Below are 24762 nucleotides of genomic sequence, written 5' to 3'. Positions count from 1 at the left end.
CGGAACATGCGCACTGGGTGCGCTGCAACGCAGCAACTTTCTTCGCCACAAGCACGCCGCAAGAAGCTTGAGGCCTTTCCATGATGCGGTGACGAGCGATTCCCCGGCCGATGACGTTTTCATCGATAACGCGTTGGCGGGGACATTGGCTAAACATTCGGCAGGCCGGGCATGAACGGGACTCCCTCCCCCGCGGACGTTTCGGCGGCGAAGGTCGGCATGTACCGCTGGCGTATTTGCGCCATGCTGCTGGCGGCCACGACGATCAACTACATCGACCGTCAAGTATTGGGCGTGCTGGCGCCGTTCCTGCAGAAGGAGATCGGCTGGAACGAAATCCAGTACGGCTACATCGTCACCGCATTCCAGGCCGCCTATGCGATCGGCTTGCTTTGCACCGGTGCGATCATCGACAAGCTCGGCACGCGCATTGGCTATGCCATCGCCATCGCCATCTGGAGTATCGCTGCGATGAGCCATGCGCTGGCGGCCAGTGTGGTCGGCTTCATGCTGGCGCGTTTCATGTTGGGGCTTGGGGAAGCAGGTAACTTCCCCGCCGCGATCAAGACCGTTGCCGAATGGTTTCCCCGGCGCGAGCGCGCGCTTGCCACCGGCATCTTCAATTCCGGTTCCAACATCGGCGCGATTGTTGCCCCGTTGATGGTGCCGATTGTCGCTGTGACCTGGGGCTGGCAAGCGGCGTTTCTTTTCACCGGCGTGTTGAGCCTGACCTGGCTGGCGGTATGGCTATCGACCTATCGCCCACCCGAAAGCCAGCCCAACCTGACCGCTGCGGAACTGGCGCACATCCGCAGTGATCCGCCGGAACCGACCGTGCGCGTGCCATGGGCGCACATCCTGCGGCACCGGCAGGCGTGGGCGTTCGTCGCCGCCAAATTCATTACTGATCCGGTCTGGTGGTTCTTCCTGTTCTGGCTGCCGAAATTCCTGCACGCGGAGTACGGCCTCACCTTGTTGGGCCTGGGCTTGCCGCTGATCGTGATCTTTTTGCTGGCCGATGTCGGCAGCATTGCCGGGGGTTGGATCGCAGGGCGCTTCATCAAGCGCGGCTGGAGCGTCAATCGCGCACGCAAGAGCGCGATGCTGATCTGCGCGCTGTGCGTGGTGCCGATCATCTTCGCGGTACAGGCGGACAACCTGTGGCTGGCGGTCGGATTGATCGGCTTGGCGACGGCAGGACACCAGGGCTGGTCGGCCAACGTATTCACGCTGACCTCGGACATGTTTCCGCGCCATGCGGTCGCTTCGGTCGTCGGCATGGGCGGCTTCGCCGGCGCGGTCGGCGGCATGCTGATCGCCACCTTCACTGGCTTCCTGCTGGAAGCCACCGGCAGCTATGTACCGCTGTTCCTGATGGCCGGATCGGCGTACCTGATCGCGCTCACCATCGTCCACGTGCTAGTGCCGCGATTGGAGCCAGCTCAGCTGGAAAACAAACCGATAGCGTAATCACGGCGGTGCCACGCTCGATTGCTCACACTCAACCGCCGGAGGGGAAGGCCTATGAAGAAAACTCGCATCATCATCCTGCTCGCTGCGCTGGCCGCGTTTCCATTTGCGCTAGACGCGCAAGAAGCGCAAGACGCGCCCAAACAGAGCATGCCTAATCGGAGCATGCCTAATCGGAGCATGCCCATCGCGGCCGGACAAGCGAAGTTTCTTGGCAGCGCGTACAGCCGCCTGCAAACCAAGGATTTCGCTGCGTACTGGAACAAGGTCACCCCGGAAAACGCAGGTAAATGGGGCGTGGTGGAAGCCAAGCGCGACCGCATGAAGTGGAGCGGGCTGGACGAAGCGTACCGGTTCGCCAAAGCGAATGGTTTCCCATTCCAGATGCATGTGATGGTCTGGGGCAACCAGCAGCCTGAGTGGATGGAGACGCTTCCGCGCGACGAACAGCGCGCGGAGATCGAAGAATGGTTCGCCGCCGTCGCGGAACGCTACCCGGATCTTGATTTTGTCGAGGTGGTCAACGAACCGCTGAACGATCCGCCGAGCAAGAATGACGAAGGCGGCGGCAACTATATCGAAGCGCTCGGCGGCGCAGGTGCCAGCGGCTGGGACTGGATCCTGGAGTCCTTCCGGCTCGCGCGCAAGCACTTCCCGCGTTCCACGTTGATGATCAACGACTACAGCATCACCAACAATGTGGACGCCACTCGCCGCTATCGCGAGATTGTCGAGCTGCTGCAGAAGGAGAAGCTGGTCGATGCCATCGGCGTGCAAGGGCACGCATTCGCGACCACGACCGAAACACCGATGCAGGTGCATCGCGCCAACCTGGACAGCCTGGCGGCTACGGGCCTTCCGATCTATGTCACCGAAATGGATATCGATGGATCAACCGACGAGCAGCAATTGCGCGACTACCAGCGTATTTTCCCGGTTTTCTGGGAGCATCCTGGCGTACGCGGCATCACGTTGTGGGGTTTTCGACGTTGGCTTTGGCGTGATAAGGAAGGGGCATATCTGGTGCGTAACGATGGTTCGGAACGTCCCGCGTTGAAATGGTTGCGGGGTTATATTCGCGGTGAAGTCGCGTCGGGCGCATCGCCAGAGTAGTGAAGGCTGCTCTGGCCTTGTTGTCTCAGTGCGAAAAGCAGTCGAGCAAGCTCGCCTCTACGATGAAAGCACGGCCTCCAATATCCGTCGATCCGTTTTGACCCGCGTCACCGCCTATTAAAGGCACCGGAAAATCATGAACGTTGAATCCAAAACCTTGTCCCTGCACGAAGACCGGCTTTTTCCGCCAGATCCTCTACAGCGCGCGATCGCAAAGCGCCTGTATGCACTCGTCGCACATTTGCCGATCGTCAGCCCGCACGGCCACACTGATCCGGCCTGGTTCGCCGGCAACGCACCGTTTGCCAACGCGACGGAGCTGCTGCTGATCCCCGACCACTACGTGTTCCGCATGCTCTACAGCCAGGGCATCTCGCTTGATGCGCTGGGCATTCCGCGGAGCGATGGCTCGCGTGCCGCGGCCGACCCGCGAGCGGCGTGGCGGTTGTTCGCGGAGAACTTCCATCTGTTCCGCGGTACGCCGTCATCGATGTGGCTGAACCATGTGTTCCACGACATATTCGGGCTGCGCGTACGGCTGGACGCCAGTAGCGCCGATCAGTACTACGACCACATCACCGATGCCTTGCAGACACCCGGCTTTCGCCCGCGCGCGCTTTTCGAGCGTTTCAACATCGAAGTGATCGCGACGACGGAATCGCCGCTGGACCCATTGCAACATCACGCCACCATTCGCGACAGCGGTTGGGGCGGACGCGTCATCACCGCCTATCGTCCTGATCCCGTGGTCGATCCGGAGCACGAGCAATTCCCCGATGCTCTGAAGCATTTCGGCGAGCTCACTGGCGAGGACGTGTACAGCTGGGACGGCTATCTGCGCGCGCACCGCCAGCGTCGCGCTTTCTTCGCATCGATGGGTGCCACGTCGACCGACCACGGCCATCCCAGCGCGGCGACCGCGAATCTTTCCGAGGCCGAAGCGCGCAAGCTGTTCGACACAGCCGTGCGGGGCACGGCGACATCGACGGAAGCGGAACTGTTCCGCGCGCAGGTGCTGACCGAGATGGCAGCGATGAGCCTGGATGATGGATTGGTGATGCAGATCCATCCAGGCTGCTTCCGTAACCATAACCATGGCTTGTTCGAACACTACGGCCGCGACAAGGGCGCCGACATTCCGCTGCGCACCGATTACGTCCATGCGCTGAAGCCGCTGCTCGACCGGTTCGGCAACGAACCGCGCCTGACCCTGATCCTGTTTACACTGGACGAAAGTACTTACTCGCGCGAACTGGCGCCGCTGGCGGGTCACTACCCGTCGCTGTTCCTCGGTCCCGCGTGGTGGTTCCACGACGCGCCGGAAGGCATGTGGCGCTTCCGCGAGCAGACGCTCGCCAGCGGTGGCTTCTACAACACGGTTGGCTTCAACGACGACACCCGCGCGTTCCTGTCGATTCCGGCGCGCCACGATGTCGCCCGTCGCATCGATTGCGCGTTCCTGGCCAAGCTGGTCGCGGAGCATCGTATCGATGAGGACGAAGCCGCGGAGGTTGCGGTCGATCTGGCTTATCGGCTGCCGAAGCGGGCGTACAAGCTTTGATATCGACTCCGGCTCCATACAACCTCGTAGGAGCGCCGTCCCGCCGCGAGCTCTTCCCCTCAGATCGCGATAGAAGCGAAGAGCTCGCGCCGAGACGGCGCTCCTACAGGTTCTGCATGTACATGGATCTTTTCTACGAATGAGCATTAACCGTTTCGCTGTCCTATTGCTCCTGCTGTTCGCGCCGCTCGGCCTGCATGCGGCACAGGACGCACCTCGTGAACGGCTGTCGATCAATACCGGTTGGCGTTTCCATCAGGGCGATCCGGAAGGCATGACGACCGTGCTCGACTACGACGTGCGGCCCAAGGTCGTCCGCAGCGAGGATGGCAAGGATGCGGATGCGCGGCCGGAAGAAGCCGAGAAGCTCGCCGCCCACCCGGAAGCGGTGCTGAAGCCATGGATTCTCCCCAGCGGAAACGCCTTCATCAAGGATCCGGCGCACCGGCACGCACGACCCGCAGGCGACCCCGGCAGCGATGTTGCGTTCGTCAACCCCGATTTCGATGACAGCGACTGGCAAGCAGTTACTTTGCCGCATGACTGGGCAATCGCAGGACCGTTCCTGACCGAGGGTCCGCATGGCGGCGTGGGCCGGCTGCCGAGCGGGGGCATTGGCTGGTATCGCAAGCGGCTCGACATTCCGGCAAGCGACCGCGGTCGATCCCTCTTCCTGGATATCGATGGTGCGATGTCCTACGCAACGGTGTGGCTCAACGGACGATTGGTTGGCGGCTGGCCTTACGGTTACAACTCGTGGCGGTTGGATCTGACGCCGTACGTCGTACCCGGTGGCGTCAACCAGCTCGCCATCCGGCTCGACAATCCGCCGGATTCCGCACGCTGGTATCCGGGTGGCGGGCTCTATCGCAACGTCTGGCTGACCAAGACCGATCCGGTGCACGTCGCGCAATGGGGCACGTACGTGACCACGCCGCAGGTGTCGAAGGAGCAGGCCACCATCAAGCTGGAAGTCGCGATCGACAACCATGGCAAGACGCCCGTCGAGGTGGAAGTGGCCACCACTATCCACGCGCTCGATGCGAACGGCTCGAAGATCGATGCCGCCGTCGCGCGCATCGCACCAGCGCGCGCCACCGTGACATCGCAAAATACTGCGCGCGTCGCCGGCACCGCCACGCTGATCAATCCGCAGCTGTGGGGTCCGCCGCCAACCCAGCGCCCGAATCGCTATGTCGCGCTCACCACGGTCTCACGCGGCGGCAAGCTGATCGACCGCTATGAAACCCGGTTCGGCATCCGCTCGCTGCGCTTCGATCCGAACACCGGTCTCCACGTGAATGGCGAACGCATCGTCATCCAAGGTGTCAACAATCACCATGACCTGGGCGCATTGGGTGCGGCATTCAACCTGCGCGCGGCGGAACGCCAGCTGGAGATGCTGAAGGAGATGGGCGCCAACGCGATCCGCATGGCTCATAACCCACCGGATCCGCAACTGCTGGAGTTGACGGATCGGATGGGCTTCCTGGTGATCGATGAGATCTTCGACGTGTGGGAACGCAAGAAGACACCGCTCGATTTCCATCTGATCTTTCCCGACTGGCATGAGCCGGATCTGCGCGCGATGCTGCGGCGCGACCGCAACCATCCTTCCATCGTCATGTGGAGCGTCGGCAACGAAGTCGGCGAGCAGTACACCGGCGAAGAAGGTGCCGCCATCGGACGGCGCCTGCACGGCATCGTCCGCGAAGAAGACCCGACCCGGCCCACCACCGCATCGATGAACTGGGCCAAGCCGGACATGCCGTTCGCCACCGCCTTCGATGTCATCAACCTCAACTATCAAGGCGAAGGCATCCGCCAGTCGGCGGAGTTCGAAGGCACCGACCGCATCCGCACGCCGCCGCAGTATCCGGGCTTCCACCGCGCCTTTCCGGACAAGGCCATCATCAGCAGCGAGACGGCGTCGGCGCTCAGCAGCCGCGGCGTGTATTTGTTCCCGGTGTCCAAGGAAGTCAGCGCGCCGGTGCGCGATGGCCGCGGTGGCGATTCGACGATTCGCCAGGTAAGCGCGTACGAACTGCACGCGGTCGACTTCGGATCCAGCGCCGACAAGGTATTCGCATCGCTGGACCAACATCCCTATGTGGCGGGCGAATTTGTGTGGACCGGCTGGGATTACCTGGGCGAGCCCACGCCGTACTACAGTTCCCGCAGTTCCTATTCCGGCATCATCGATCTGGCCGGATTCAAGAAGGATCGCTTCTACCTGTATCAAGCGCGGTGGCGACCCGATCTTGCGATGGCGCACATTCTTCCGCACTGGACCTGGCCCGGGCGCGAAGGCCAAGTGACACCCGTGCACGTCTTCACCTCCGGCGATGAAGCGGAGTTGTTCATCAACGAAAAATCGCAGGGGCGCAAGAAGAGGGGCCCGTTCGAATATCGCCTGCGTTGGGACGACGTGGTCTACCAGCCGGGCGCGCTGCGCGTGGAGGCGTACAAGCATGGCAAGCCCTGGGCCAGCGCCACGACCTATACCTCGGACACGCCCGCGAAGTTGGAAGCGATCGCGGATCGCCGCGATATCCGCGGCGATGGCTTGGACCTGTCGTTCGTGACGGTGCGTATCGTCGATGCAGAGGGGCGGCCTGCGCCGACCGCGAACAATCGCATCCGTTTTCGCGTGGAAGGCCCTGGCGAGATCGTCGCCACCGACAACGGCGACCCGACCGACATGACCTCGTTCGCCTCGCCCGAACGCAATGCGTTCAATGGGCTTGTGCTAGCCATCGTGCGCAGCCTGCCTGGCAACTCCGGCGCCATCACGCTGCACGCGGAATCCGACACATTGCAAGGCGCCAGCACCACGTTGCGTGTTGTCGACAGCCGCTAGAGCTTTTTCGAGCCAGATGTTCATAACCCACGATTATTTCGTCACTCCCGCGCAGGCGGGGATGACGGTCCTGTAGACATTTCGCCAACAATGCTCTAGTCCACCGCAATGGAGATCACCAATTGGAGAACCAGCAAGTGACTGCACGCTATCGCAAGACATTTTTCCTGGCTTTGGCGCTGTTGAACGGTGCGCTGTTGAGCGGTGTCGCGCTTGCCGACGGCAGCAAGCCCACCTCGAACATGGGGCCTACTACGATGCAATCACGTGCTCCAGCCACGCTCAAAGATGCCTATGCAGATGCGTTTCTGCTGGGTGTCGCCGTCAACGACGACATCGTGTCCGGCAAGGACGCGCTATCCCAGGCGCTGGTGCCGGTCCACTTCAACGCCATCACCGCCGAGAACGTGATGAAGAACGAGGTGATCAATCCGAAGCCGGGCATCTATGACTTCGGTCCAGCCGATGCCTTCGTCGAGTTCGGCGAACGGCACGGCATGTTCGTCATCGGCCACACACTGGTCTGGCATAACCAGACGCCGGAGTGGTTCTTCCAGGACGAGCACGGCAAGCCGAATACCCGCGAAGCCCAGATCGAACGTATGCGCCGCCACATCGAAGTCGTGGCCGGGCGCTACGCCGGCCGGGTGGATGCCTGGGACGTGGTGAATGAAGTGATCGACGACGATGGCTCCTATCGTCCGACGACCTGGGTCAAGAGCATCGGCGATGGCGACGAGCTGGTGCGGCTGGCTTTCAAGTTTGCCAGCCAGTACGCGCCGAACACCGAGCTCTACTACAACGACTTCAACGCCTGGCGGCCAGAAAAGCGCGACGGCATCGTGCGCATGGTGAAGATGCTGCAGAAGGCCGGCATCCGCATCGACGGCATCGGCATCCAGGGTCATTGGGGACTGAACTATCCGCGCACCGAATACATCGAAGCCGCCATCGATGCCTATGCGGCCTTGGGCCTGAAAGTGATGATCACGGAGCTGGACGTGGATGTGCTTCCGCTGACGAAGGAAGGACAGATCATCGGCACCGGCATGGCGCACCCGCAGTTTCAGCTGGAGGAGTTCAAGCGGTTTCTCGACCCTTACCCGAACGGTTTACCCGCCGACGTGCAACGGCAGTTGAGCGAGCGCTATGCCGAACTGTTCCGTATCTTCCATCGCAAGCGCGACGCGATCTCGCGCGTCAGCCTGTGGGGCATGCACGACGGCATGTCGTGGAAGAACGACTATCCGATTCCGCACCGGACCAACTACCCACTCTTGTTCGACCGTGCACGCAAGCCCAAGCCTGCGCTGGAGGCGGTACTGAAAGTGCCTGCGGAATTCGCCAAACCGTAGGGTGGACCCCGGCCCACCGCGCGGTAAATCATGCATCGTTCGTCGGCGGACCGGGGCCCGCCCTATGGGTGGCGTGATGACCGGCTTTCGTAGGAGCGACGTGAGTCGCGATGAAGTTTACCGGTAAAGCTCCATCGCGACTCACGTCGCTCCTGCAAGGATCTACAGGGGCGTCCGCCCACCTTCGCGCAGGAACGACAGCGTCTCCGTCCACAAGGCTTTGCGTCGTGGTTGCAGATGCAGCCAGTGGTTGCCGCCGGATATCTTGATGTCGCGCTTGTCGCGGGTTCCCGACAAAGCATCGAACAGGCGCTTTGCGTCAGCGTCGGTCGTGACGTGGTCCCATTCGCCACGCACGATCAATGTGGGCTGCCGGATACCGCCGCTGTCGACGATCGACTTTCCGGACCACAGCAGACCGATGTCGGCACTGGGGCCGTCGGGCACCTTGGCCGAACGAGGCTCGCGCTGTAACGAGGTCGGATCGCTGTCGAGATAGGCGGCGCACCAGCGATCCAATTCCTCATCACTGACGGGCGTGGCCGCATGATCCGGCAAGCCGGAACGTTGGCGCGGCCGTTGCTGTTCGGCGGTAACCAATGTCCAAGCCGGACGCGGTGTGGTGTCAGCAGGGCCATCGCGCGTGACCACCGGCCCGAACAGCACCAGCCGCGATACCAGTTCGGGATGATCGATCGCTACCTGCTGCGCGGGCAGCGTGCCCCAGGAATGCGCGACCACATGGATCGGCACGCCGGGACGTTCGCGACGGATGTGCTGCAGTACAGCGACGATTTGCTCCGCCGCCGCCATGCATTGTCCGAACGGCGCGGCAGCCATGGCATTCCGTTCGAAGACCCGCGGCCGGTCCGAGCCGCCGTAGCCCGCGAAATCAAACGCCCACGCGTCCAAGCCCGCCGCCTGCAGTTGATCCATCCACGAGATGCCTTCCATCTTCCAGGCTACCGCCAGTGCCGCCGGAAACGTCGCGCCATGTACGTACAACACGGCATCGCCTGCCGCCGGTCGCCGCGTCACCGCCAGGTCGAGCGATTCACCTGCGTGTCGCCAAGGCAACCGCACGCGCTGGGGTTCAGCCGCCTGCGTGGCGGATGCAAACGAATACGAAGGCAGAGCCTGCGCTGCCAAGCCGAGTGCTGACCACTTCATCGCATCGCGTCGGTTCATGCCGGCCTGACCATTGAAAGTACGGCTATGTTGCACTTGCGAGGGCGGCGATGCTTCGTTCAACATCGAACTATGGATGCAGGCCCCTCATTGGCACGTATCGCCGCGCTGATCGGCGACCCCGCGCGCGCGCTGATGCTCGCTGCGTTGATGGATGGGCGCAGCCGCACTGCCGGTGAGCTGGCGCAGGCGGCAGGGGTCACACCGCAGACCGCGAGTGCGCACCTGACCAAATTGTCGGAAGCCGGATTGCTGGCCATCGAGAAGCAGGGCAGGCACCGTTATCACCGGCTTGGCAGCACGGAGGTCGCGCAAGCACTTGAGGCGCTGATGGCGGTTTCCGCGGCGCCACTGAGAACACCCGCACTCGGCCCGAGGGACCTTGCCTTGCGGCGCGCACGCACCTGTTATGACCACATGGCCGGCGAGCTCGCGGTGGCTCTGGCGGATCGCTGGTTGGCGAACGGATGGATCGGGAAAGCGGACGATCAGTGGCTGCTGACGCCTTCCGGAAGCCGCGGCTTCGCTTCGCTAGGCATTCCGCTGCCAGATCCCGAGCTGCGGCGCCCGCCGTTGCGGCCATGCCTGGACTGGAGCGAACGGCGCCCGCACATCGGCGGGCAGCTCGGAGCTTGCATGCTCGAGTTGTTGCTGTCGCAAGACTGGGTACGCCGCCACCGTGGATCGCGCGTGTTGCTGGTGACCGATGAAGGCGAGCGCGCCTTGTCGAAGTGGAGGGGAGCGCGTCGGTAGCGATATTCCGCGCAGCGCTTTGCTCATTGTGAGCGTGGCGGACCGGACACGCCCTCGGCCGTCTGCTGGATCGGCCGTATCGTCCCGTCCTGGTTGTATTGGAGATGTTCCACCGCAACCGCTCGGCGACCCAGCGTGCCCGCCTGGTCGCCAATCGTCAGTCCCGCGTGATGGTAGAAGAAGTACCAGCGATCCTTGAACTCAATGATCGCCGGATGGATGGTGAAGCTGTTCTCGCCGGATCCTGTCAGCTGCCCGCGATACGTCCACGGGCCCGTGATGGCAGGCGCGGTCGCATAGGAGATCGTTTCATTTGGGTTCTGCGAGCGGTCGAGCGATGCGTAGGTGAGGTAATAGAGGTCGCCTCGCTTGTGCAACCACGGGCCCTCCTCGAAATGCGGAATTTCGATTTCACGGACCGGGCCGTCAAGCTCGATCATGTTGGGCTTGAGTTTTGCCAGATAGCAGGTGCCGTTGCCCCACATCAGCCAGGTGGTACCGTCGCCGTCGGTGAAGACGGTGGGATCGATGTCGTCCCAGCTGTGCTTTCCCTGGGGCGTCATGTCGTTGCTGATCAGCGCCGATCCACGCGCATCGATAAATGGCCCGGTTGGCCTGTCGGCGACAGCGACGCCAATCGCCTTGCCCGGATGCGTCTTGTCGTGTTCGACCGCCGCGTAGAAATAGAACTTCCCATCTTTCTCGATCGCCTCCGCGGCCCAGGCGTCCTTGGCTGCCCAGGCGAAGTCCGTGGCTTTCATGATCGGTCCATGCGGTGTCCAGTGCTTCATGTCGGTGGACGAGAAGACCAGCCAGTCGCGCATGGTGAACATCTCGTCCCCGCGCGCCTCGTCATGACCGACATAGAGATAGACGCGGCCGTCATGGACCAGCGGTGCGGGATCCGCGGTGAAGACGGTCCTGATGATCGGGTTCGTCCCGGGCCTCGGGTTCTGACAGATGCCCGGCGCGGCAACGCCGATGGTGAGCATGAGGAGCCAGGCAGCGCAGCGTGCGTATCGCCGTTTCATGTCCGTGCTTCCTTGGATTGCTTGAGAGCATTTGCCACCGCTGCGGGTGTCGCATCGCCGAGCGCCGCGTAGGCGTCGCTCAGTGCTTCGACGAAGCGCGCGTCGTCGGATACCGACGCAAACACGGCATCGAGTGCGAGAAACGCCACGACATCGTCCAGTGCATTTCCGGTCGCGGTACGCCCGATCGCCCGCAATGCTTCGTCCAGTGGATCGGTCAGCGCAACGCCGTTGTGCGCCTGCCGTCGCACGAAATGCAGCCACGCGGCCACGGGCAGGCACAAGCGATCTATACGGCGGCCAGCGGCGAGCGCATCGGCAATGGTCCCGAGTATGCGTACGGGCAGTTTCTGCGAACCGTCCCAGGCGATCTGCGAGAGCAGGTGGCGGATATGGGGGTTGCGGAAACGTTCGAGAATGGCGTCGATGTAGGCATGAGGGTCAAAACCGTCAAGGGCATCGAGCGTCGGGGCGATGTCTTCGCGCATCAGGCGCTCGACGAAACCTGCCAGCGATGGCTGTCGCATGGCATCGGCGACCGTCTCGATGCCCATCAACGAACCGAGATAAGCCAGCGTGGAATGCGGGGCATTGAGCAGACGCAGCTTGGCGCGGTCGTAGCCGGCGATGTCGTCGCTCATCGTCACGCCCGCGCGTTCGAAAGCGGGACGGCCATTGCAGAAGCGATCCTCGACCACCCATTGCGTATACGGCTCCCGCTGGATCGGCCAGGCATCCGTGCAGCCGAGTTGCGCGGCGACGCGTTCGCGCAGTGCATCGTTGGTAGCGGGTGTAATGCTGTCGACCATCGACCGCGGGAATGCAACTTCGGCGTCGATCCATGCCGCCAATCCGGCGTCGACTCGTTTTGCGTACTGCAATACCGCGCGGCGAAGCTTGCCGCCGTTGTCGGCCAGGTTGTCGCAGCTGAGTACGGTGAATGGCGCGGTTCCGTGCTGCTTGCGCAGACTCAATCCGGCGACGATGTAGCCGATGGCACCTTTCGGTGCATCGGGCGCTGCCAGGTCATGGATGATTTCCGGGTGCGCGAAGTCAAGTTCGCCGTTGCTGAGGCAGTAGCCTTTTTCGGTAATGGTCAGCGTGACCAGCCGTACCGCCGGGTCCGCCAGCCGCGCCAGTACCGCCGCCTGTTCGTCGCGTGCGCACAGCAGTTCGCGGATGGACCCGATGACACGCAGGCTGGATTGTTCTCCGAGCAAAGCCAAGGTGTACAGGCCATCCTGTGGACGCAGCGTGTCGCGCACTTCGCTGCTGTGCAGGGAAACGCCGCTGATCGCCCAGTCTGGCTCGTCGGCCAGCAGATCATCGATGTAGACCGCTTGATGCGCGCGGTGGAATGCACCGGCGCCGATGTGGACGATGCCGATGCGAGTCGCACTGCGGTTGTAGGTAGGCCGGGCGATGTTGGGCGGCAGCGCGGGCAAGGCGGCTTGGTTCAAGCGTGGCGTGGCGGAGGTGGAATGGGTCATCGTTGGCTTTATCTCTACGGCGAGCTTAGCTTCTTTCCCTTCTCCCTCCGGGAGAAGGTGCCCGAAGGGCGGATGAGGGAATGGCGGTGACTCGCCAACAGAGCTCGTTACAAGCGGATGCTTCATTCCCTCATCCGTCGCTGCGCGCCACCTTCTCCCGGAGGGAGAAGGGAAGTTTGCCTACCAATTTTACCCATGCCACTTCGCCGTGCCCTCACCCCACCCCCGCTTCGCGCCCCGGCGCGCCATGGCGCGCAAGCCCCAGAGGGAGAGGGGCTACAACGTCCTTATTCTTTTACGGTAACCCGCTTCTTCAACCGAATATCCGCACTCGAAGCACCCAACTGCACCTCATACGCACCCGCGTCGACCGCATACGCTTTACGTTCTTCATCGTAGTGACGCAGATCGGTCTCCGGCGTAAACGTGAACGACACCTCGCGTTCCTCGCCTGGCTGCAAATGCACGCGCTGGAAGCCACGCAGTTCCCTGCGTGCGCGCTCGCGTTGTGGTTTGAGCGGATGCAGATAGAGCTGCACCACTTCATCGCCAGCGCGCTGGCCGGTGTTCTTCACTTTCAACGCGACCCGCACCTGCTCCTTCGGCCCGACTTTGTCGCGGTCCACGCGCAAGCCGGAATAACCGAAGCGGGTATACGACAATCCGTGCCCGAACGCATACAACGGCTCGCCATCGAAGTAGCGGTAGGTGCGTCCCTTCATGGCGTAGTCGTCGAATGCGGGCAGCTTCTCGTCGAACTTGTAGAACGTCACCGGCAGGCGCCCGGCTGGATTGGCGTCGCCGAACAGCACGTCGGCCACCGCATTACCTCCACGCTGGCCCGGATACCAAGCCACCAGGATCGCCGGCAAGTTCTCCTTTGCCCAGTCGACGGCCAGCGCCGAACCGGTCGTCAGCACCAGCGCCACCGGCTTGCCCGTCGCATGCAGCGCTTCGAGGAGTTTGCGCTGGGTCTCTGGCAGGCGTATGTCGGTGCGATCGCCACCGGCAAAACCCGGATAGTTCACGTCCATTTCCTCGCCTTCGACATCGCCGGTCAGGCCGCCGACGAACACCACGACTTCCGCCGCACGTGCTGCATCCAGCGCTTCGTCGGATAGCGATTTCGCTCCGGGCGTGCGCCAGGCCAGGCGCACGCCGGCATCGCGTTCGCGTTCGTAGTACTCGAGCTTGAGATCGTAGGCGCGGCCGGCTTCCAGATCGACCGCGACGGACTTGCTGCGCAGGCGCTCGGCATCGTTCCACTCTTCCAGCAACGGCTTGCCGTCCAACCAAAGGCGCAGGCCGTCGTTGGCGGCGACTTCGATCTCGTACTTCCCCGACACCGGCGGCACCAACTGCCCGGTCCAGCGCACGCTGAAATCTTCGCCGCCGACGCTCTTGGCGGCGGACATCTCGCCACGCGCGACCATGTCGTCGGTAGGTCCGCCACGGTCCCAGCGGAAACCGACTTCCGGATCGACGCGGGTCAACACGGGTTTGCCCTTGAACTCGCGGTCGCGGAAGTACTCGCCCTTTAGCCCGCGCTGGGTTGCATCGGCGGAAGGTCGCAGATAGCGTGCTTCAATCAATGGCGCTGCCATGGGATCGTTTCGGCCTTCAACCAGATCGGTACCGCGCGCGTAGATCACTTCGGCATTCGGCAGCGCTTCGCGAATCCCCTGCAACACCGTCACCGGCGCGGCCGGCGTGCCGTAGTAATTGCCCAGTAGCGACATCGTGTCGTCGGCGGTCGGGCCGATCACGGCAATGCGCTTGAGGTCTTTCGACAGCGGCAGCAGGCCATCGTTCTTCAGCAGCACCATCGATTCCTGCGCAGCTTTTTGCGCCAGCGCGTCATGCGCCGGTGCCTGGTTGACCGAGTAGGGAATCTGCGCCCAGCGCACCATCTCCGGCGGATCGAACATGCCCAGCCGCATCCGCGTGGTCACCAGGCGGGTGAGCGACACGTCGAGTTCGGCTTCGCTGATCAGGCCTTTCTTCACCGCCACCGGCAATGCCTTGGCGTAGCTGTGTCCGCAGTTGAGGTCGTCACCGTTCTTCACCGCGAGCGCGGAAGCTTCCTCGACCGTGGCAACGATCTTGTGGTTCTTCCAGATATCCTCGATCGCCCAGCAGTCGGAAAGCACGTAACCCTTGAAGCCCCAATCGCGCCGCAAGATGTCCTGCAGCAGGTACTTGCTGCCACTGGCCGATTCACCGTAGACGCGGTTGTAGGCGCCCATCACCGCGGCGACGTCGGCTTCCTTCACCAGCGCTTCGAACGCCGGCAGGTAGGTTTCGTAGAGGTCGCGCTTGCTGGGATGCACATCGAAATGATGGCGGTCGGCCTCCGGGCCGCTGTGCACGGCGAAGTGCTTGGCGGTGGCGTCCAGCTTGTGGTACTTGGGGTCGTCGCCTTGCAGGCCACGCACGAAGCTGATGCCCAGGCGCGAGGTCAGGTAAGGATCTTCGCCATAGGTTTCTTGCCCGCGACCCCAACGCGGATCGCGGAAGATGTTGATGTTCGGCGACCAGTACGTGAGGCCCTTGTAGCGGTCGTGCTCGCCGCGTTTAAGGAAATCGTGGTGCTTGGCGCGCGCTTCATCGCTGATGGTTTTCGAGACTTCGTCCATCAGCGGAACATCGAACGTAGCCGCCAAACCAATCGCCTGCGGGAACACGGTTGCCGCGCCGGCGCGGGCCACACCATGCAGGCCCTCATTCCACCAGTCATAGGCCGGGAGGTTCAGACGTGGAATCGCCGGGTTGTCGTGCTGCATCAGCGCGGCCTTTTCTTCCAGCGTCAGCCGCGAGATCAGATCGGCCGCGCGCTCTTCGAAGCTGCGGCTGGTGTCGAGATAACCCGGCTTCTCTGCGTCGGGTTTCTTTGCGTCGGCTGCCAGGCCGGTAACGGATGCCGACGCGAGCAGTATGGATACCGCGATGCCGTTGGCAAGCCGCTTCCCGAGAAGACTGCGTACTTTGTCGCTTGTTGTCGATTGCATTCCCATTTTCTCCTGACCGCGTGATTCTTTGCTTGTGGGAGCGGCACCGGCATACCGGTGCCACTCCCACAACCCGAAAGCCCCTCGCCGGATTACTTGGCGGCTTGTACCGCATACGGCCCCACCACCGCGCCGACGAAACCGCCGGCGGTCTCGGTGCTGAGGATGGTCCCGTCATCGTTCTGTTTCAGCCACTTCCAACCTTTGCCGTCCGCATCGAAGGCGAACGAGTAGGCGCGGCCGTCTCCGGTGATTTTCAGTTTCAGATCTTTCGCCGGTGCTACAACTGTGCTGGCAATCGTCTCGGTTTCGCCGCCGCCTTTCTTGCGCAGGAACAGTTCCATGCCCTTGTCGGTGCGGCGCACGCCGAAGAAGTACCAGTGCTTCTCGTTCTGGAACGCCGCAAGCCCCGCCTCGGTGTCTCGGCTTGTCGGTACCGTGAACGCGGTGCTCGCCTCGAAGGCGATGTGCTGCTGACGGCGCCCAAGAAACGATGGGTTGCGCAATGTATCCAGGCTCTCGGCGAGTGGCTGGATTGCCAGGCGCCCTGGCTGCACGTCCAGTTTCGCCCACGCCTGCTTGGGCACGCGCACGAACATCCACGCACGATCCAGTGCCGACGCATCGAACTCGTCGCGCCAGGTGAAATTGCCTGTCGATGGTGTTTGCGTGGCGGCACGCGACATGAAGCTGGGTCCCGGAGCGACATAGGGAATCTCGCGCCCGGCTTCAAGGATCACCGGCCAGCCATCCTTCCATTCCACGGGCAACAGAAAGGTCTCGCGCCCGGTGTTGTAGTGCACGCCATCGTAGTTGCGACTGGCCAGGAAGGTCGCCCACCAGCGGCCATCCGGTCCTTCCACCAGATCTGCGTGGCCGGCATTGGTGATCGGGTGCTTGCGGTCGGCGGGCAGGTCGCGCTGGGTCAGGATAGGGTTCTTTTCATAGGGTTTGTAAGGCCCCCACACCTTGCGGCTGCGCAGTACCACCTGCGAATGCTGCGGGCCTGTGCCGCCTTCGGCAGCGCTGAGGTAATACCAACCGTCGCGTTTGTAGATGTGCGGACCCTCGATCCAGATGGGATTTGTCGAGGGATCGACGCCGCCATCGATCAGCACCTTGCGCGGACCGAATGGCGCCAGCTTGGCGACATCGAATCCCTGCAACCAGATCGCACGATGTCCGTCGTACCGCGGCTTACCGACCGGCGCGTCGTTGTTGAGAATGTAGGTGCGGCCGTCGTCATCGAAGAACAACGAGGGATCGATGCCGCCGATGGTCGGCAGCCAGGTGAGGTCGGACCAGGGGCCCGCGGGATTCTTCGCCGTGGCGATGAAGTTGCCGCCACTGTCCACCGCGGTGTTGACGACATAGAACGTGCCGTCGTGGTATTCGATAGTTGGCGCGAACACGCCGCGCGACATGCCCAATCCATCGAAGTCCAGCTGCGACGGGCGGTCGATGACATTGCCGATCTGCCGCCAGTGCACCAGGTCCGTACTCTCGAACACAGGAATACCCGGATAGAACGCGAAGCTCGAGTTCACCAGGTAGAAGCGATCGCCCGCCCGCGTGATGCTGGGGTCGGGATGGAAGCCGGCCAGTACCGGGTTGCGGTAGCTGCCTGCGGGGACCGGCGTTTCGAATGCAGCGTCTCGGCCCTGGTATTCGAACCAGTCGAAGAATACGGGCTTCGGTTCTGCGGCTTGGGCTTGTGCGGATAGTGCTATGACGATCAACAGCGCTACTAAGCAATCGCGAAAAACCGAAGAGCGAATCCCCCTCGATCCCCCTTTACTAAAGGGGGAGGAAAAGCGGTATTGGCGAAGAAGGTTCATGGCGCTCACCAATCCCACATCGTGCCGTCTTCCAGACGCGCAATTGGAAGCTGTTTGGGTACGTACGGATATTTCGCGGCGAGCTGTTCGTCGATGTCCACACCATGGCCCGGCGTATCGCCGACATGCAGTCGGCCGGCGCGGAACACGTAATCGTGCGGAAAAACTTCGTTGGCTTCGTCGGTATGGAACATGTATTCCTGGATACCGAAGTTCGGAACCCAGGTATCGAAATGCAGCGCCGCGCCCATGCATACCGGCGACAGGTCGGTGGCGCCGTGGAAGCCGGTACGCACCTGATGCAAGGCGGCGAAGTCGGCCAGGCGGCGGACGTGAGTGATGCCGCCGGTGTGCACGATGGTCGCGCGGATGTAGTCGATCAACTGGTTCTCGATCAGGTGCTTGCAGTCCCAGATCGAGTTGAATACTTCGCCCACGGCCAGCGGCGTGACCGAGTGCTTGCGGATCAGTCCGAACGATTTCTGGTTTTCCGCCGGGGTGGCGTCTTCCAGCCAGAACAATCGGTAAGGCTCCACGTCGCGCGCCAAGCGCGCGGCTTCGATCGGAGTGAGGCGGTGATGTACATCGTGCAGCAGCTCGATGTCATTGCCGTGATCCTTGCGCAGCTGCTCGAACAACTTCGGCGCGGCTTCCAGATAGCGCGGCGTGTTCCAGACCGTCTCGGCGGGTAGTTCGCTCTCAGCCGGTTCGTACGGCTTGGTGCCGGTGGAAATGCCGTAGGCCTTCTTCACGCCGGGTACGCCGCATTGCGCGCGAATCGCGAGGAAGCCCTTCTCCCGGTACATGCCGACCTGATCGCTGGCTTCGGCGATATCGCGGCCGTTGGCGTGGGCATAGACCAGCGCGCCTTCGCGCGAGCGTCCGCCCAGCAGTTGATAGACGGGTAGGCCAGCCATCTTGCCCAGGATGTCCCATAACGCGACGTCGACGGCGGCGATCGCGCTCATCGTGACCGGGCCACGGCGCCAGTACGCGCCACGATATAGAAACTGCCAGAGGTCCTCGATGCGACCGGCGTCGCGGCCGATGAGGTTGGGCACGACGTGTTCCTGGAGATAAGCGGCGACGGCGAGTTCACGTCCGTTGAGCGTGGCGTCGCCCAAGCCGTAGACGCCTGACCGCGTCTGGATTTTCAACGTGACGAAATTGCGTCCGGGACAGGTGACGATGACTTTCGCGCTGACGATCTCGCGGTCACGCGAGGAACCATGCGTCGTAGTTTCAGTATCAGGTGTGGTGCTCATCGGAATCTCGTCGTGAATGGAATTATGGAACGGGAATTTCAAATGGCCCGGCAGGTAGCCCGGCGCCATCAAACAGCGTGACGACCGGGCTATCCGCCCAGCCGTAACGCACGCGGGTGGCGGGCGTTGTCAACGATGCACGCAGGATCACTTCTTTTCCGCGGATCTGCGCATTGGCATATCGGCAGGTGCCAGGACCCGCACCGCACAGTTCGAAACCGATCGGGTTCTCGGCACCGTAAGCGACCAAACCGTCGCTGACATCGCCGAAACTCACCACGACCGCGTCGCCCTCGCGTTTTGCCGATCGCGGCACCGGGACCGGGCCGGATGGCGGCAGCTTTTCGCCGTAGACCACGTGGCGCGCCGCCCGTGCGAGACGGCGTCCGAGTTCCTGCTTGTTCGGTGGATGCAGGTCATAGCGGTCGCCGATATCGATCGTGACCGCCAGTCCCCTGCGCGGGTCCTCGGCGGCAACCAGCCGTTGCGACTCGCGAAACGCCGCCCAATCGCTTTCGCCAGGTTGCGTTGGTGCTTTCCCATAGCCGGCCAGCTGCACGATCAGCATCGGCAAGCCGGCGCCAAAACGCGCCTGCCAACCGCCATGAAGACCACGCAGCAGATCGCGATAACGTTCGGGCTCGGTGGTGTTCGATTCGCCCTGGTACCAGAGGAATCCACGCACGCCATACGTACCTAGCGGCGCGATCATGCCGTTGTACAGCGTCGACAGACCGGTGGCCCCTTGCCACGGCGCGTGCGGTGGCTCGTCCGGCCCCGGCACCACCCTGTACTTCCATACGCCGTCGAGCGGGACGCGAGTGCCGTCCTTGAGACTCAAAGCGTTCGCGGACGCTGGCCCGGTGAGGCCGCCATCGCGGTAGGTGTCGAGCACGTTGATCGCGATGACGTTTTCGCCTTCGCGCAACAAGCCGCTCGGCAACCGGTATTCGCGCCCCGACCAGCCGTAGGTGCTGCCAACGGCGCGGCCGTTGACCCATGTCATGTCCATTTCGTCGACCGGACCCAGCACGAGCGTCGCATCCTGTGCCGCCTGCTGTGCCGTCAACCTCACTGTCGTGCGAAGCCAGATCGTGCCGTTGAAGTCGCTCAGTTCCGGCACGCCCCAGCGTTCCCAGGGCCCGAGCTCGCGTGGTGCATTGCTCCAACCGGTACCGGGCTTGTAACCGGGGCTCCACGGCTCATCATCCGCCGCTACATCGGAACGCCCATGCCACCACTTCGTCCAGATATCGTCCCAGCGCTCGACCGCGGCTGCGGGATCGTCGCTGTACAGCTTCAACACTTCCAACTCATCGTTGTATTGACCGGTCGCGCTGAGTGCTTCGCCGCTTATCCATGCCTGTATGGCGGCACCACCCCATGCGGCGCTGATCAGGCCCATCGGCACATCGACGGTCTTCTGCAGCTCGCGGGCGAAGTAGAAGCACGTCGCGGAAAAATCGCGCAAGGTGTCCGGCGTGGTGGTCTGCCATTGCACAGGAGCGGAGAAATTTTCCTGCGGGACCACGCTGCCGCTCTGCGGAACGGTCAGTAGGCGGATCCGGTCGTTGTCGGCCCCGGCAATTTCGGAGCGCGCGTCCAGCGAACGCCAGACCGGCAGTTCCATGTTCGATTGCCCAGAGCACAACCACACGTCGCCCACCAGCACATCGTTAATGGTTTGCGTCGCGCCGCCTGAGGAGCTCACGGTCAGCCTATGGGGACCACTCGCTTTCAGTGCCGGCAGTTCTACTTCCCAACGTCCGGCTTCATCGGCGCGGCCGCGCGCGCGTTTTCCGGCGAAGGTGATGCTCACCGTCTCGCCCGCTTTTGCGTGGCCCCAGATGCGCAGCGGCCGGTCGCGCTGCAGTACGGCGCGGTCCTGGAAAAGGGTGTGCAGCAATGGTGCGTCGCCTTTCTCCTGTGCCCGCGCGGGGACCGCCGCGGACACGAAGAGTGCCAGAGATGTAGCCACGGTCACGCGCAACAGCAACGACATCGCCGCATTCATCATCCATTCCCCGGCGCGTAGGGGAATTCCAGCGACTCGTAGTACTCCAGCGAATGCGCGGGTGGCGCATAGCCTTCAGGCAGCGGACGTTTGGAGAAGGTCTGGAAGTACGCGATGCTGGCGTCGCGCCACCACTGCGCTTCTTTTTCCTGGATCGCGAGGAAGTTGGCTACTTGCGCATGGCGTTCGGGATCGATGCTGCCTTCCAGGCCATCCCAGGTCTTGCGCATGCCGCGCACGTAGCCCACGCCACGCGTGTAGCGATGCACCAGCTCGTCCCATAGCGGGCGGCCGGAGCGCGTCCGGTAATCCCAAGGTACATGGTGGAACCAGAGCAGGAATTCTTCCGGCACGCGCCGCACGTCGCCGAACTCGCGCGCCACGGCGGGCGCGTATTGCGCCACTGCATTGCTGCCGCTGGCGGTGCGGTCGAAACCGATACCGTCCGCGCTCGCGCGATGGTAGTAGACCGATGTCCAGTCCGCGCGTGGCCCGCCTGATATCCACGGGCCAGGGCCGTAGTGATGGCCGCGCCCCATGACGTGGTGCAAACCCAACGGCGTCATGTAATCGACCGCCGCTTCGCGCGAGCCCATCATCATCTCGACGACGGGCGCGACCACCGAAGCGTCGTTGGAAAAGGTCATCCGCGCCCATTCTTCGGCGATCGCCTGCGAAGACAGATCCGGGTTCCACGCCAAACGACCGTAGACGTACCAGTTGGCCTGGTCGAAATGCGAACCGCTCCAGTTGCGATCGGCACCGATATTGGCCACCCCCGCCATTCCGGTTATTGCGTAGCCATGCAACGAGCCATCGATCACCTTCGCGACGGTCGAGCCCTTGCCGCGCCTGCGCGTATCGGCCTTCAGCGTTTCTTCGAACAGTAGTCCCAGATAGACAAGATGCGTGGCGAATCCCAGATATTCCTTGGTGATCTGGAATTCCATCATCAACGGTGTCTTCGGCATGGCGCCGAACAGCGGATGGAACGGCTCGCGCGGCTGGAAATCGATGGCGCCGTTCTTGACCTGCACCATCACGTTGTCGCGGAATTTGCCGTCCAGCGGTACGAATTCGCTATAGGCCTGTTTCGCGCGGTCATCCGGTTGTTCGTGCGAGTAGACGAACGCCCGCCACATGACGGTGCCACCGTGCGGGGCAAGCGCGTCGGCCAGCATGTTGGCGCCGTCGGCGTGCGAGCGGCCGTAATCCTGCGGTCCAGGCTGGCCTTCGGAGTTCGCCTTGACCAGGAAACCGCCGAAATCCGGAATGATCTTGTATATCTCGTCGGTCTTCTCGCGCCACCAACGTTGCACTGCCGGGTCGAGCGGATCGGCAGTCTTCAATCCACCGATCTCGATGGGCGCACTGAAACGCGCACTGAGAAAGACGCGGATGCCATAGGGCCGGAACACGCCCGCCAGCGCGGCGGTCTTCTCCAGGTACATCGGCGTCAGACTCAGCGCGTTGGAGTTGACGTTGTTGAGGACGGTGCCATTGATGCCCAACGAAGCATTGGCGCGCGCATAGTCGGCGTAGCGTGGATCGAGGTAGTCCGGCAGCTTGTGCCAATCCCAGATCGAAGCCCCGGCATAGCCACGCTCCACATGGCCGTCCAGGTCGTCCCAATGATTCAGCACGCGCAGCTTGACCCGCGGTGCTTCGCGAATGTCCAAGCGCTCCAGCGGCTGTCCGGTTTGCAGCAGGCGCAGGAAATGGAATGCGCCGTACAACGCCCCGATGTCCTGGTTGGCCGCGATCACGGTGACCGCATGCCCGTCCACGGTCGTACTGCGGATCAGATAGCCTTCCGGGCCGAGGCGGCGGGTGTCCAACGCCAGGCGTGCGATCAATGATGAAGACTCAGGCGTTCCCACGACCACCGCACCGTCCTGGGTGACCTTGTCCGTCATGGCAGGTGTGGCGCCGAGCAAGCCTTCCAGACCGCGCATCAACTCGGTGCGGGCAGCGGCTTGGGTGGGCGTGGCGGTTCCGGCCACCAGTTGGGTGGCGTGAGACCGGTAGGTCTGCGCACGTCCCGCTTCCAGTGCCCGGTAGCGTAGCCACAGGTCGTAACCATCTTCGGCCAGTACGGCGGGTGCGTAGGCCATGCCCGCCCAGAACAGGACGGATAGCCGGAAGATCCAGCCCAGAAGCGCTGCGCGGCGGCTATCGCCTGCCTGAGGGGTTAGCGGTAACATTCCGGGCATCTGGATTATGGGCTCCCGATCGAGTTTTTCATGGGCATTCCTGTGGCGTATAAAGCCGGGGGCCTCGACGGCGAAGCCTGCGTCCACCAGCCGAGTGAAGGAATGAGTGTTGGAGAAGCCTAAGAAATCCGTACGGCGCAAGAGCCGCGGCGTCACCATCGATGAGGTGGCAGCGCTGGCGGGGGTGTCGCCGATGACGGTATCGCGCGTCATGAACGGACAGGGAAAAGTCCGCGACGCCACCCGTGAAAGGGTGATGCAGGCCGTCCGCGAGCTGGATTACACGCCTAACCTGGCGGCCAGTTCGCTGGCCGCCGCCCAGCACACGCGCATCGCGCTGATCTACACCAATCCCAGCGGCGCGTATTTGCGCGAGCTGCTGGTCGGTCTGCTGCGCGTGGCGTCGCGCACCGCCATCCAGCTGGTCATTGATTACTGGGACGACCTGGATGCCGAATCCGAACGCAAGGCAGCGCGTGCGCTGACCAAGAAAGTCGACGGCGTGATCCTGCCGCCGCCGTTGTGCGAATCGCGTGCCGCGGTGACCGAGCTCGTCCGCGCTCACATTCCGGTGGTTGCGATCGCTTCGGGCCGTTTCAGCGAAGACATCTCCTGCGTGCGCATCGACGACTTTCGCGCCGGCAAGGAAATCGCCGAGTACCTGATCGAACAGGGCCACACGCGTATCGGCTGCATCAAGGGCCGGCCCGACCTCAGCGCCAGTGCGCGCCGTTTCCAAGGCTTCCAGGCGGCATTGGAAGAAGCTGGCATTGCGCTGGACACCACGCTGGTGCAGCAAGGCGACTACACCTATCGGTCCGGACTGAAGGCGGCGGAAAAAATGCTGGCGCACCGCCGGCCGCCGAGTGCGATCTTCGCCAGCAACGACGACATGGCGGCCGCAGCGGTTTCGGTGGCGCATCGTCGTGGGTTGGACGTGCCACGCGATCTGTCGGTGGTGGGATTCGACGATACGTCGGCAGCTACCACGGTGTGGCCGGAGTTGACCACCATCCACCAGCCCATCGCTTCGATGGCCAATACCGCGATCGATGTCCTGCTGCGCAGCATTCGCCGGAAGGATCGCAGCACGCGCGTGCTGGTGGACCATGTCGTGCCGCATCGATTGATCGTGCGCGATTCCGTTGCTCCGCCGCCCAAGCGGAAATAACAACCGCGCGTTAGCGACGTAAAGCGGTTCTTGCTCCGCTGCTCTTTGTGTATCGGCTCCGGAGACGGCCAACCGAGTCCGCTGCTCTTGGCTCTCCGTGCACCGATCGAAGAGCAGCCGAGCAAGCTCGGCTCTACGTGAAGCGCAACGCCGAACAGGTTCCAGCCGAGGCAAGCCGGGGGGATCCGCGCGCCGGATAGCACGCGGATCAGGAGCGCATTGCAAGGTGCTGCTCATTTCGCTTCCGCTCCCTCCCAAGCTTCAGACCAACCGATGCACTTCGATACGCTGCCCACTTAGGTGTACAGCGATGCACTCCTCCGCCCAAGCGTGAGCGGAGGAATGCGGCTACGCCTCAACGCAGCAGATATTGATTCAACAGATTCTCGTACGCTTCCTGGCGGCCGCTGATCTGTTTCGGTTCGCCTTGCT

15 protein-coding genes are annotated in these 24762 nt (G+C 62.9%); 7 read left to right on the top strand and 8 right to left on the bottom strand.

What is annotated here, in order from left to right; genetic code table 11:
* The first annotated feature begins 171 nt into the window (after positions 1-171).
* The 5 genes from AADW18_RS14060 to AADW18_RS14040 all read left to right on the top strand — a co-directional run bounded on the left by AADW18_RS14060 (position 172) and on the right by AADW18_RS14040 (position 8359).
* Positions 172-1470 carry an MFS transporter gene (locus tag AADW18_RS14060; RefSeq protein ID WP_337344022.1) on the top strand — a complete coding sequence of 433 codons (1299 nt, stop codon included), beginning with the start codon at positions 172-174 and terminating at the stop codon, positions 1468-1470.
* A gap of 150 nt (positions 1471-1620) precedes the next feature.
* Positions 1621-2583: an endo-1,4-beta-xylanase gene (locus AADW18_RS14055; RefSeq protein WP_337344279.1), complete on the top strand. Its 963-nt coding sequence runs from the start codon at positions 1621-1623 to the stop codon at positions 2581-2583.
* 136 nt (positions 2584-2719) lie between these two features.
* Positions 2720-4144: a glucuronate isomerase gene (gene uxaC / locus AADW18_RS14050; protein ID WP_337344021.1), complete on the top strand. Its 1425-nt coding sequence runs from the start codon at positions 2720-2722 to the stop codon at positions 4142-4144.
* 139 nt (positions 4145-4283) lie between these two features.
* The gene (gene galB, locus AADW18_RS14045; protein ID WP_337344020.1) at positions 4284-7004 is read left to right on the top strand and encodes a beta-galactosidase GalB; all 2721 of its coding nucleotides are present in this window, start codon (positions 4284-4286) and stop codon (positions 7002-7004) included.
* A gap of 242 nt (positions 7005-7246) precedes the next feature.
* A complete protein-coding gene (locus AADW18_RS14040) occupies positions 7247-8359 on the top strand; it encodes an endo-1,4-beta-xylanase (RefSeq protein WP_337344278.1) in 1113 nt (370 codons plus the stop codon).
* A 162-nt stretch (positions 8360-8521) separates the two neighbouring features.
* Here the strand turns inward: AADW18_RS14040 and AADW18_RS14035 are convergent, their stop codons facing one another.
* Positions 8522-9547, bottom strand: a complete 1026-nt coding sequence (locus AADW18_RS14035) for an alpha/beta fold hydrolase (RefSeq protein ID WP_337344019.1) — start codon at positions 9545-9547, stop codon at positions 8522-8524.
* 72 nt (positions 9548-9619) lie between these two features.
* Here AADW18_RS14035 and AADW18_RS14030 point away from each other — a divergent pair, with 72 nt between their 5' ends.
* Positions 9620-10300, top strand: coding sequence for a helix-turn-helix transcriptional regulator (locus AADW18_RS14030; protein WP_337344018.1), 681 nt, complete (start codon positions 9620-9622; stop codon positions 10298-10300).
* Positions 10301-10323: 23 nt separating this feature from the next.
* On the opposite strand, the gene AADW18_RS14025 is transcribed toward AADW18_RS14030, so the two are convergent.
* From AADW18_RS14025 to AADW18_RS13995, 7 genes are all read right to left on the bottom strand, one after another.
* Positions 10324-11292, bottom strand: a complete 969-nt coding sequence (locus AADW18_RS14025) for a glycoside hydrolase family 43 protein (RefSeq protein ID WP_337344017.1) — start codon at positions 11290-11292, stop codon at positions 10324-10326.
* A gap of 35 nt (positions 11293-11327) precedes the next feature.
* Positions 11328-12821 (bottom strand): mannitol dehydrogenase family protein, encoded by a 1494-nt coding sequence (locus AADW18_RS14020; protein ID WP_337344016.1) that lies wholly within the window; start codon positions 12819-12821, stop codon positions 11328-11330.
* 287 nt (positions 12822-13108) lie between these two features.
* A complete protein-coding gene (locus AADW18_RS14015) occupies positions 13109-15829 on the bottom strand; it encodes a glycoside hydrolase family 3 C-terminal domain-containing protein (RefSeq protein ID WP_337344015.1) in 2721 nt (906 codons plus the stop codon).
* Positions 15830-15921: 92 nt separating this feature from the next.
* Positions 15922-17565: a glycoside hydrolase family 43 protein gene (locus AADW18_RS14010; RefSeq protein WP_337344277.1), complete on the bottom strand. Its 1644-nt coding sequence runs from the start codon at positions 17563-17565 to the stop codon at positions 15922-15924.
* A gap of 107 nt (positions 17566-17672) precedes the next feature.
* The gene (gene manD / locus AADW18_RS14005) at positions 17673-18932 is read right to left on the bottom strand and encodes a D-mannonate dehydratase ManD (protein ID WP_337344014.1); all 1260 of its coding nucleotides are present in this window, start codon (positions 18930-18932) and stop codon (positions 17673-17675) included.
* 22 nt (positions 18933-18954) lie between these two features.
* On the bottom strand, positions 18955-20946 hold the full coding sequence (locus AADW18_RS14000) for a sialate O-acetylesterase (protein WP_337344013.1): 1992 nt from the start codon (positions 20944-20946) through the stop codon (positions 18955-18957).
* Positions 20946-23150, bottom strand: coding sequence for an alpha-glucuronidase family glycosyl hydrolase (locus AADW18_RS13995; RefSeq protein WP_337344012.1), 2205 nt, complete (start codon positions 23148-23150; stop codon positions 20946-20948). The genes AADW18_RS14000 and AADW18_RS13995 overlap by 1 nt, the downstream gene beginning before the upstream one ends.
* A gap of 118 nt (positions 23151-23268) precedes the next feature.
* On the opposite strand from AADW18_RS13995, the gene AADW18_RS13990 reads away from it, so the two are divergent.
* Positions 23269-24330 carry a LacI family DNA-binding transcriptional regulator gene (locus AADW18_RS13990; protein WP_337344011.1) on the top strand — a complete coding sequence of 354 codons (1062 nt, stop codon included), beginning with the start codon at positions 23269-23271 and terminating at the stop codon, positions 24328-24330.
* Positions 24331-24762: the final 432 nt, after the last annotated feature.

The organism is Pseudoxanthomonas sp. CCNWLY206-1 (genome assembly GCF_039710385.1).
In the GTDB taxonomy this organism is placed as follows: Bacteria; Pseudomonadota; Gammaproteobacteria; order Xanthomonadales; family Xanthomonadaceae; genus Pseudoxanthomonas_A.
Note: the sequence above shows the minus strand (reverse complement) of the source record. Positions and strands in the feature narration are given on the sequence as shown.

Bases quoted from the DNA above. Each gene is read 5' to 3' on its own strand.
- AADW18_RS14060 (WP_337344022.1), top strand. From the start codon at position 172: ATGAACGGGACTCCCTCCCCCGCGGACGTTTCGGCGGCGAAGGTCGGC.
- AADW18_RS14055 (WP_337344279.1), top strand. From the start codon at position 1,621: ATGCCTAATCGGAGCATGCCTAATCGGAGCATGCCCATCGCGGCCGGA.
- uxaC (WP_337344021.1), top strand. From the start codon at position 2,720: ATGAACGTTGAATCCAAAACCTTGTCCCTGCACGAAGACCGGCTTTTT.
- galB (WP_337344020.1), top strand. From the start codon at position 4,284: ATGAGCATTAACCGTTTCGCTGTCCTATTGCTCCTGCTGTTCGCGCCG.
- AADW18_RS14040 (WP_337344278.1), top strand. From the start codon at position 7,247: ATGGGGCCTACTACGATGCAATCACGTGCTCCAGCCACGCTCAAAGAT.
- AADW18_RS14035 (WP_337344019.1), bottom strand. From the start codon at position 9,547: ATGAACCGACGCGATGCGATGAAGTGGTCAGCACTCGGCTTGGCAGCG.
- AADW18_RS14030 (WP_337344018.1), top strand. From the start codon at position 9,620: ATGGATGCAGGCCCCTCATTGGCACGTATCGCCGCGCTGATCGGCGAC.
- AADW18_RS14025 (WP_337344017.1), bottom strand. From the start codon at position 11,292: ATGCTCACCATCGGCGTTGCCGCGCCGGGCATCTGTCAGAACCCGAGG.
- AADW18_RS14020 (WP_337344016.1), bottom strand. From the start codon at position 12,821: ATGACCCATTCCACCTCCGCCACGCCACGCTTGAACCAAGCCGCCTTG.
- AADW18_RS14015 (WP_337344015.1), bottom strand. From the start codon at position 15,829: ATGCAATCGACAACAAGCGACAAAGTACGCAGTCTTCTCGGGAAGCGG.
- manD (WP_337344014.1), bottom strand. From the start codon at position 18,932: ATGAGCACCACACCTGATACTGAAACTACGACGCATGGTTCCTCGCGT.
- AADW18_RS14000 (WP_337344013.1), bottom strand. From the start codon at position 20,946: ATGAATGCGGCGATGTCGTTGCTGTTGCGCGTGACCGTGGCTACATCT.
- AADW18_RS13995 (WP_337344012.1), bottom strand. From the start codon at position 23,150: ATGTTACCGCTAACCCCTCAGGCAGGCGATAGCCGCCGCGCAGCGCTT.